This is a genomic window from Helicobacter sp. T3_23-1059 (assembly GCF_053654515.1).
In genome coordinates this window covers 1-9,228 of the sequence record NZ_JBSIUV010000065.1, presented here as the reverse complement: position 1 = coordinate 9,228, position 9,228 = coordinate 1, and the positions used below count along the sequence as shown (strand labels likewise).

The 9,228-nt window shown below is 38.1% G+C and carries 8 protein-coding genes; 4 read left to right on the top strand and 4 right to left on the bottom strand.

Annotated elements, in window-relative coordinates:
- A partial coding sequence (locus ACWIX0_RS11945; RefSeq protein ID WP_454174218.1) for a PDC sensor domain-containing protein occupies window positions 1–937 on the bottom strand: 937 nt, incomplete at its 3' end.
- A gap of 486 nt (window positions 938–1,423) precedes the next feature.
- Here ACWIX0_RS11945 and ACWIX0_RS11940 point away from each other — a divergent pair.
- Genes ACWIX0_RS11940 through fmt form a run of 4 tightly spaced genes read left to right on the top strand, consistent with a single transcriptional unit; the run spans window position 1,424 to window position 5,161 of the window.
- A complete protein-coding gene (locus ACWIX0_RS11940; protein ID WP_454174217.1) occupies window positions 1,424–2,044 on the top strand; it encodes an NUDIX domain-containing protein in 621 nt (206 codons plus the stop codon).
- Between the two features lie 47 nt (window positions 2,045–2,091).
- Window positions 2,092–3,060, top strand: coding sequence for a plasminogen-binding N-terminal domain-containing protein (locus ACWIX0_RS11935; RefSeq protein ID WP_454174216.1), 969 nt, complete (start codon window positions 2,092–2,094; stop codon window positions 3,058–3,060).
- 38 nt (window positions 3,061–3,098) lie between these two features.
- Window positions 3,099–4,142, top strand: a complete 1,044-nt coding sequence (locus ACWIX0_RS11930; RefSeq protein WP_454174215.1) for an MnmC family methyltransferase — start codon at window positions 3,099–3,101, stop codon at window positions 4,140–4,142.
- Window positions 4,143–4,195: 53 nt separating this feature from the next.
- Window positions 4,196–5,161, top strand: a complete 966-nt coding sequence (gene fmt, locus ACWIX0_RS11925) for a methionyl-tRNA formyltransferase (protein ID WP_454174214.1) — start codon at window positions 4,196–4,198, stop codon at window positions 5,159–5,161.
- 262 nt (window positions 5,162–5,423) lie between these two features.
- Here fmt and ACWIX0_RS11920 read toward each other — a convergent pair whose 3' ends face one another.
- From ACWIX0_RS11920 to ACWIX0_RS11910, 3 genes are all read right to left on the bottom strand, one after another.
- On the bottom strand, window positions 5,424–7,430 hold the full coding sequence (locus ACWIX0_RS11920; protein ID WP_454174213.1) for a helicase-related protein: 2,007 nt from the start codon (window positions 7,428–7,430) through the stop codon (window positions 5,424–5,426).
- A 76-nt stretch (window positions 7,431–7,506) separates the two neighbouring features.
- Window positions 7,507–8,073, bottom strand: a complete 567-nt coding sequence (gene gmhA, locus ACWIX0_RS11915; RefSeq protein ID WP_454174212.1) for a D-sedoheptulose 7-phosphate isomerase — start codon at window positions 8,071–8,073, stop codon at window positions 7,507–7,509.
- Window positions 8,074–8,858: 785 nt separating this feature from the next.
- A complete protein-coding gene (locus ACWIX0_RS11910; RefSeq protein ID WP_454174211.1) occupies window positions 8,859–9,134 on the bottom strand; it encodes a hypothetical protein in 276 nt (91 codons plus the stop codon).
- Window positions 9,135–9,228: the final 94 nt, after the last annotated feature.

Below are 9,228 nucleotides of genomic sequence, written 5' to 3'. Positions count from 1 at the left end.
AAGTTTTATAGTCATCAAACACTCTATCTTGGGCATTTTTTATGGTGTCATAGACTTTTTGGACTTGTGGAGATGAGTTTAGCTCGTAGTAGTTTTTTAGCACGATATTAGAATTTGTATGCACGGTGATAACGCCACTATTTGTTACTAGCATTTTATCCTCGCCTGCAAAATTTTTCTTTTCAGGATCAAGTAAGTAGCTACTTAGGATTTTGCTATCAATGATAAAACCTATCACGCCTATGACTTTTTTACTTTTGTCAAAGATGGGCGCAGCGATATTTATCCCTACGAAGTTGCCACCTATGTTGATACTTTTTGGCTCGCCAAAAATGACTAAATCTTTGCCATAAGTAGATTTTAGGGCTTTTTGCACGCTTGATAGGGCAGGGATAGAACTACTTGCTTTTAGCAGTTTCATACCGCCAAATTTTTTCAAATCTCCATCTTGATAGGATTTTGTAAAGTTGCTTTTTTGGGAGCTAGACATATTCATAACTTCGCCTATATCGTCTTTATACAGCATTACAAATTCGCCATTTTCACTGGTAAATTTGGAATTTTTAGCGCGAAAATTGCTGGGTGGATTGGTAAGGTAAATATATCCATAAGTGGCGTAAGATATGTTATCTAGCGCGTTTGTGAGGGTGTCTTCAAAGATAGTGGGATCAATATCGCCATAAGAAATAAGCCCTAAAATATCTTCTAAATTTTGCGCAGAGGCAGAGAGTAATGAGCTAGATTCGCCAAAAGCACTTTCTACAAAATCCGCATTCCTAGTAGAAGCGTTAGTGATGACTGCTTCGGCATTATTTTTCATCGTCTCGCTTAAACTCATAGAGATAATAAGCACAAGAGATACAATCCCTAGCGTAACAATCATCGAAATAAACGAGACGATTTTGGTCCCAATGGAGAGATTTGAGAAAAACTTCATAACAACTCCTTTTGTTAAGATTTTGTTAAAAACCTAATATCGTCCTAGTGTGGTAAATTTACATAAAAAATGCAGATAAATTTGTATAAATAGATTTTTAGTAAAAATATCTTTAACTTAATGAGTGGATTTTATGCGTGATTTGCAATGGAAATTTTTGCAAAATTTTGCGAGTTTTTTTTGCAAGCGTGATTTTTTATGTGGATTTTGATTTTGCTTTTTTAATACTTCAAAAAATTGATTTTTAGATTTTACCCTGCGTAAAAAAAGTAAAAAAATAAAAGCGACTATGTAAAAATAAGTGCTAAAAATTAAAGGGAAATTAAGAGAAAAATCAATAAAATACGCATTTTTCACTTCTATGTAAATTATTAGGTTTTAAGTCATTTTTATGCAAAGTTTTAGCGTTTTTTTTATCGATTTCTTGCAAGATTTTAAAAATCAACCAAAATCCGAATCTCAAAAAACCTACTTCAAGGAGTTTTTATGTCTGCTTCATATTTCATCACGCCACCTCAAGCTACGCCCATTATCAGCGATTTGCGTCAGGGAGAATGCAAAGATTCTCGTTTTATAAAGCCCTTGCGATTGTATTACAAACAAGATAGCGAGGAAAAGCAATGGGATATTATCCATTCGCACGATAGCGTATCGATTTTGCTATATGAGCGAGATTTGGAAGCGTTTGTCATTGTCAAGCAATTTCGCCCCGCCGTGTATATGCGAAATCATAATGGCTATATTTATGAGCTTTGTGCGGGGCTTGTAGATAAGCCCAAAAAAAGTCTAGAGCAAATCGCCGTAGAAGAAGTCTTTGAAGAATGCGGATATGAAATCCCTACAAATCGTTTGCAATTTGTAAATAGTTTTTATAATTCTGTGGGCATAAGTGGAGCAAGGCAGACGGTCTATCTAGCAGAAGTAAGCAAAGAGGACAAACACGCGCTAGGTGGCGGGACTGATGGCGAAAAAATCGAAGTGCTTTATCTAAAAGCGAGCGAGGCATTAGAATTTGTGCGTGATGAGGACTATGATAAAACCCCTTCACTAGCATTTGGAATCAACTACTTTTTTTATCAATATCGCCCTAGCCATAAACGCAAGTAGCTTTTTAATCTCATTGTGTAAAATCTTATCCAAAAGGAATCTAAGCTATGCAAAAACAGCAAAAACAGCAAAATCATTATCATAAAATGGCGTTATCTCAAAATCTAATTTATTTTAAAAGGCTATGTTTTGGATTTTTTCTTTTTTCTTTGTGTGCTAGCAATGCCACGCAATCTAACCATAACCCAACTTCTATCCCTAAATCAACCTCTATTTCTAAATCAACTTCGCAAAAATTGCAGCATTTAGACACGCTACAAAAAACCACAAAAGCAACCATTTCTGCGATAGATGAAAAAAATAATATCATAGAATTTGTAGCGAATGGACGCAGGGTGGGGGAGAGTGGCTTTGTATGGCATACTTATGATGAAAATTATGCAGGCATTATTGCTAGTGCTACGATTATCGAGATAGAATCTAGCGATATAGAATCTAGTGAGGCAAAATCTAACGGGGGGAAATCTAGCCCAAATGACAACAATAATAGCAAAGAAGTCATAGCGCGGGCAAAAATATCGCCTGCCACCTTGCTAGAGCAACGATATTTGCCAAGCCCTACAAACAAACCTGAAGTAGGCGATGAAGTGCATTTTGGCACGCTAAATACTCAAGCCTTTATCATCGCTCCTACTCTAGAGACTTATGATGAGATTCGCGCTAGCTACCCGTCTATGCAGTTTTTAAATTCGGATTTAATGGTGGGGTATCTTTTTGATAGAAGCAAATTTGACCCCAAACCAAAAGTGATAAGCAAATCTTGCGCGGTGTATAGCGTGGGGCTTTTGTTTTTAGTTACGCGTGATAGGTTGTCTGTGCTTGATTGTGAGAGTTTGGTAGTGCTAGATAGCACAGATTTTGATACAAGCGGTGTGGGACAGAGTGTCGCGCCATTTTTTTCACGCGTGCAATACGCCGCAAGTGGCTCGCTAGATTCTACGCTTAGACGCAAGCATTCAAAGCAATATTTTGAATATTATGAGGGGTTATTAAAAGAGGGGAAAAATTTTAAATAACGATTTTGTATTTTTGCTTAGTATTTTGAAGGTGGATTTTGCATAAATTGATAATAAGCAGTGATGGCTCGCTAAGTGCTTTTAATGCCGAATTTGGCGAGTGCTACTCTTCGCTTAGCGAGGGTGCGCTAGGCGAAAAAATATCAAAACATATTTTTCCTGCATTGTTGTTTTTAGAATCCAAATGGCAATCTAGCATAGAATCTAGCTTAGGTTTTTGTTTAGATTCTAGCGATTTGCCAAAAGAGTCGCAAAAATCACAACTTAAATCTAGCGATTTTTTTGGCGAGAAAGTGGCGTTAGGGGATATTTGGATTTTAGATATTTGCTTTGGGCTAGGGTATAATGCGTTTTTAAGTGCTTTGGCGTTTGAGTGTTTATTGCAAAAATATCAAAAGTATTTTTCACAGGATAATCATAATGCAAGTGCTACAAAAAAACAACCCCAAAAAAGCCCAAAACTCCATATTATATCTTTAGAAAACGATAAAAATACGCTAGATTTATCGCGCGAAATTTTTTGCATAGAATCTAGTGCGTGGGAAAATCTAGCGCGTGGCAAAGTCGCACAAATCACGCCAAATGTAGATATGCAAATATTATGGGGGGAAGCGTGTGAAGTGCTAGAAAAACTAGATTTTGGGGAAATGGATTTGAAGCAGGCAGATTTTAAAAAAAATGATTTGAAAAAGAGTGATTTTGGCGGTTTTGATATAGTGTTTCAAGACCCTTTTAGCTTTGAGAAAAATCCTACGCTTTGGAGTTTGGAGCATTTTAAAAGGCTGTTTAGTTTGACAAAAAATGAGTGCATTATCACTTCTTATGCCACAAAAAAAGAAGTGCTAGAAGTGGCAAAAAAAGCGGGTTTTATACCCTGCAAGATAAATCCTAATAAAATCAATATAAAAATCTTAGATTTTGTGGTATCACAAAATCAATCGCTTCTAAAGCAAGGATTTCAAACGCATTTGCAAAATGTCTTAAAAAATCGATTTGATTTTGAGGCATTGTTTCGCGTTAAAAAGCGTAGGCAATCTAGCGTTTTTAGCAAAAATAAAACGCTTTTGACTACATTTGCATAAAATGAGTGTGCCTTATAAAGCAAATACAAAATCTAACAACAAAAAGGAATCGTATGAAAATCATATTTATGGGGACGCCCATTTTTGCGAGCATTGCGTTTGATAGTTTGTGCGAGGCGTTTGAAAAATATAGCGAGCAAAAAAATCAAAAATGTGAGATTTTATCTGTGGTAACCCAAGCAGATAAACCTGTGGGACGCAAAGGCATAATCACTCCTCCACCGATGAAGCAAAAAGCATTAGAGCAGGGCATAAAAGTGCTTCAGCCAATTAAGCTAGATACTTCGTTTGCAAAGATTTTGCGCGATTTGGAGCTAGATTTTATCGTGGTGGTGGCGTATGGCAAAATCTTGCCAAAAGAGATTTTAGAAGTTGCGCCCTGTATCAATTTGCACGCTTCTATATTGCCAAAATATCGCGGTGCAAGCCCGATTCAGCAGATGATTTTAAGCGATGATAGTGAGTATGGCGTAAGTATAATGCGTATGGAAGAGGGGCTTGATAGCGGGGGGATTTTAAGCATTAAAAAAATCCCTAGAAATGATGAAAATTATGTGGATTTAAGTGTGAGATTAGCAAGGATTGGCGGAGCAGAGCTTGCTAGGGTGCTAATAGATTTTAGAAACATTACGGCTATTTTGCAAGATGAAAGGGAGGCTAGCTATTGTCAAAAATTGTGCAAAAATGACGGGGAAGTGCGCTTTACAAACGCTAAAGAAATCTATAAAAAATCGCTTGCTTTTATGCCGTGGCCTAGCGTGTTTTTGCCAAATGGAATAAAACTTTTTGGGATAAAAGTGGTGGAAAATATCGCTTGTGAAAAAAACGATATTTTAGGCAAAAATAGCGCGAAAAAAGCGGGAGAGATTTTATCTATATCCCCTGTGATAGTGGCGTGTGAAAAAGGCGCAGTAGCGATAGATGAGCTACAAGCCCCTAGCAAAAACAAAATGCGCGCAAGCGAGTTTCTAAAATCTCGCGCAATCAAAATAGGGGATAATTTATTAGAAATCATTTAGAAATCATATAGTTAGATTTGTTGCGGAATTGTTTTTGGAATTTGTAGTCGGATTTTTCAAGCGGAATTTTCAAACGGATTTTGTCGGCGGATTTTGTGGCTTTGTCGTTTAAAAAGCAAAATCTTTTTATGTGTTTTGCGGATTTTATTTGACAAATTTTGCTTAATAAAATCTAGCGAGAGAATCTATCTCAAAAAACGCTTTAGCAAAACAATCAAACGCCCAAAAAAATACTTTAAAAAAAACTAACTTTCAATAAAAGCTACATAGATTCTAGCTCTTTCATCACTCGTTTTAGGATATTTTCATCTTGGGCTAAATCCGCATAGACTAGGTTTTCCCCGCTTTGTTTATCCCCGCTTAGCAAATCCCCGCTTTTGCGATAAGCCAAATCAAGCCTAGCGATTTCAAATCCGCTACTTTGCCTAGCAAAATCTTTTAGCCTTTCATTATTGCCACTGCTTTGCTCGCCACTGCTTTGCGTGTATAAAAAGCAATAGCCCTTTAAGCCATTGCGACTCACTCTCCCGCGAAGCTGATGGAGCGTGGCTAGTCCTAGTCGTTCAGGTGCGATTATTACGATGGTAGAGAGATTTGGCAAAGAGATTCCCACTTCGATAAGCGTGGTGGCAAGCAAGATTTTCCCCTCTTTTGCAAATGCTTCTAGCACTTCTTGTTTATCCTTGTCCTGCCCAGAGGTTACATACACTCCGCTAAATCGCTCCTGCCAAAACCGCGCCCCCTCGCTAAGTGATAAATAATCAATTACTTCACTTTGCTCTACAAGCGGGTATATGATAGCGACTTGATGATTTTTCTCTACCTCGCTTTTTATATGGGCTAAAAGTTCCTTAAAATCGCCACGCGAAATAATGCTAGTGGTAATGTCTTTTTTGAAAGGCAACTCATCAATAATGCTTAAATCTATCATTTTAGATTCTAGCATAGCCATAGTGCGCGGTATGGGCGTGGCAGAAAACTGCAAAATATGAGGCTTGCTAGAATCTAGCCTAGATTCTAGCGCATTATTAGGATTTTTAGCATTTTTTGGAGTAGTCGTTGTATTTGTAGCGAGATTAAAACCTGCATTAACTTCGTTGCTAGAATCTTTTTTTGCTCCACCGCTTGCTAGCTTTTCTAGCGCGTATCGTTGCTTTGTGCCAAATCTATGCTGCTCATCACTCATCACCAATGCAAAATCCTCCCCCTCAATGTCGCGGTAAAGCAGGGCTTGCGTGCCGATGATAAAGTCATATTCTTGCTTAAATAACCTCTCTTGTTTTGCGGATTTTACTATTTTTGCGTTGCTAGAATCACTTTTTGATTCTTTGATAAATTCCTTAGAATCAGCTGTGATAAGCCCCACACGCACAAAACTAGGCAGATAGAGTTTTGCCTGCTCATATAGCTGTTTTGCTAAAATCGTAGTTGGTGCCATAAGGAGGGATTTTTGCGGGTAGGCTATCATTACGCTTGCTAAAATTATCATTGTCTTGCCACAGCCTACATCGCCCATCACAAGCCTTCTGCACGCTTTGCCACTGCCAAAATCGTGCGCTATTTGAGCTATCACGCGATTTTGCGCATTGGTGAGAGCAAAAGGCAGTGAAGCGACAAACTCGCTATAATCGCCCTTGCAAATGTATTTTGCACTAAAATTACTCTTTTTTTTGCTAAGCCTTAATGCGTAGTAAAATAATTCTACAAATTTCAATGCCTCTAAATGTTTGCCATTAAAGCCTTTATGTGCGACAAAGTTAGCATAAAAATCCTCATTTGGATAAAAAATCTCTAAAATGCTTTGGATAATGTCATTTGGGAGGTGTAGCTTGGCTAGATTTTCGTGCGTAATGTGGCTATGGGCTAAACCGTGGATAGAAGCGGATTTGTATTTGCCTACTTTAAATATTGGCACAATTTCACCATAAGATTTTATGATTTTAGGTTGGATAATGCTAGGATTTCCGCTATTTAGTCGCAATCTGCCTTGAATGATTGCTTCTTGCCCGAGTGTAAAAAGGGATTTGTGATAGGGCTTTGGATAGAAATATACAAGCTCTATCATCGCATTTAGTGTTTTGCTAAAGCCATAGAATTTGTATGTTTTTGGGTGGTAGCGCGAATCTGTGATTTCTAAGCAAAGTGCGCCCTCTGCTCCATCGCGCAAAGAAGTGATAGGCATTGTGTTTTGGTAGGATTTTGGCGGATTTAAAACTAGCTCATACAAAGAGCCAAAGCCAAAATCTGCTAAGTTTTTAGATTCTCCCATTTTGTGTGTTGTTGCTTTTGTCTAAAAATTTGGGTTGTTGCGTGTCGCTTTGTCGCGTTTTTTTTAAAAAAAGTGTTTAATAATCTAGCTCGATAAGCCCGCATAGCGCGTGTATGAGCAAAATATGTGCTTCTTGGATTCTAGGCGTGTTATCGCTTGGGATTACTAGGTTTATATCGCTTAAAGCATTCATTTTGCCACCGCCCTTGCCACTTAGCCCCACGCATTTGCACCCTATTTTTTTGCCACTCTCAAACGCTTTTAGCACATTTGTAGAATTTCCACTTGTGCTGATTCCAAATAATACATCGCCTTTTTGCGCGATAGCTTCTACCTGCCTAGAAAACACTACTTCAAATCCATAGTCATTGCCAATGGCTGTGAGGGCTGAAGTATCCGTGCTTATGGCGATTCCTGCTAGGGCTTTGCGCTCTTTTTTGTATCGCCCGCTTAGCTCTGCGGCAAAATGTTGCGCATCAGCAGCACTCCCACCATTTCCAAAGGCGATTAGTTTGCCTCCATTTTGCAGGGAATCTGTGATTAGTTTTGCCACTTCTATGATGCTAGATTCTAGGGTTTTGCTTTTTTCTAGCGTGGCGATTGACTCATCTATCTCGTTTTTTATAAAATCTATTGCTTGCATTTTGACTCCTTTTAAATTTTAGATTTTGCTTGTAAAAGTCGCTGTTGCCGCGTTTGAAATAAAATCTTAATGTTTTTTGTTTTGGTTTTAAATCATAGTGCTAGAATTTTAAATAAGATTATTAAATATGTTTAATATTTCATTGCAAAAGTTAGCGTTAAAAAGTTGGCATCGCAAGAATGCTACAAGAATGTTGTAAAATACTGCAAGAATGGTTTTTTAAGTAAAATCTTTTTTGTGATAATGCGGTTTTTGACTTAGCGTTTTTTGCTAATGATGTAGCGCAAAATCTCTTCTTGTATCATTGCTACTCATTTTCTTGCCTTTCTTGCCTTTCTTGCCTTTCTTGCCATTCTTGCCTGCGTGGCAATTCTATTTTGACTTATCAGACTTAGGATTTTAAAAAGCCGAAGCATTCAAGTGATTTTGCAAAAACGCGCTATATTTCAAAACTTGAATTATTTGCAAATTTTTGTATTTTTGGATACTTTGCTTATATTTCAGTATAACAAATGTTGCTGTCATTGCGAACCGTTGCATTTTAGATACAAATGCAATGCGTGGTAATCTACTCCTTTGTCGTTACTTGAGCGAACGAAGTGAGCGAAGTATCTCAAATATTAAATCAAAAATAGAGATACTTCGGGTATTGCCCTAAGTCCGACAATGTTTTTTTGCTTATAGATTGCCACATAAGTCTTGCGACTTACTCTCAATGACGGCGTGGGTGTGGATTGCCACGCGGATTTTTCAAATCTGCTCGCAATGACAATATACCCACCCCCTTAGTCCCCTCGTGCTAAGGGAGGGGGATAGAAAGCAAAAAACCTCCGCAATGGAGGGGGGAATAAGAGGTTTGCAACTCTGCAATGGATTGGGATTTTGGATTGTTGCGCCGTGAAAGCACGGTTCGCAATGACGGCAATGCTTGTCATACTGAGCGAACGAAGTGAGCGTGGCAATCTATCGCTATAAAATGTCAAAAAAACACACTTTTGGCAAAATCTAATAAATAGATTGCCACGCGGTTTAGATTCTAAAAAATCCGCTCGCAATGACAAAAACCCACCCCCTTAATCCCCCTCCGCACGGGAGGGGGAATCAAAACCCCTCCAAAAGCCCAAGCCCAAGCCCAAGCCAAAATAAGCCTAAGTC

What these genes read in the sequence shown, in the direction of transcription:
- ACWIX0_RS11940 (WP_454174217.1), top strand. Translation starts at nt 1,424, where the DNA reads ATGTCTGCTTCATATTTCATCACGCCACCTCAAGCTACGCCCATTATC.
- ACWIX0_RS11935 (WP_454174216.1), top strand. Translation starts at nt 2,092, where the DNA reads ATGCAAAAACAGCAAAAACAGCAAAATCATTATCATAAAATGGCGTTA.
- fmt (WP_454174214.1), top strand. Translation starts at nt 4,196, where the DNA reads ATGAAAATCATATTTATGGGGACGCCCATTTTTGCGAGCATTGCGTTT.
- ACWIX0_RS11920 (WP_454174213.1), bottom strand. Translation starts at nt 7,430, where the DNA reads ATGGGAGAATCTAAAAACTTAGCAGATTTTGGCTTTGGCTCTTTGTAT.
- gmhA (WP_454174212.1), bottom strand. Translation starts at nt 8,073, where the DNA reads ATGCAAGCAATAGATTTTATAAAAAACGAGATAGATGAGTCAATCGCC.